The 334-nt window shown below is 58.7% G+C and carries 1 protein-coding gene; it reads left to right on the forward strand.

The window, feature by feature from the left end:
• Positions 1-334: AMP-binding protein (locus B2W52_RS17570; RefSeq protein WP_286803807.1), on the forward strand; the 334-nt coding region annotated here is incomplete at both ends.

Below are 334 nucleotides of genomic sequence, written 5' to 3' on the forward strand. Positions count from 1 at the left end.
GATCTGCGAAGATCAGGAACAGACCGACAAGGTGCTGGAAGCCTGGCCAGATTTGCCCAAACTGAAGCACTGCATTGCCATTGATATGAAGGGCCTGCGCTATTACCCGGAGCCGCCGTCGGCATTCGAGGATATCGAGGCCAGGGGCCGGGAATTCGAAACGCAGCATCCCAACCTGGTGGATGAATTGCTGGACAGCCAGCAAATGGATGACACCGCCCTGATGATCTATACCTCCGGGTCCACCGGCCGACCCAAGGGGGCAATGATCAGCTGGCACAACCTTCATGCCGCGGCGCCGGGGCTTATTGAGCTGTTGCAGGCGGACGAACAC

It is taken from the genome of Marinobacter sp. UBA2498 (assembly GCF_002341575.1).
Classification (GTDB): domain Bacteria; phylum Pseudomonadota; class Gammaproteobacteria; order Pseudomonadales; family Oleiphilaceae; genus Marinobacter; species Marinobacter manganoxydans.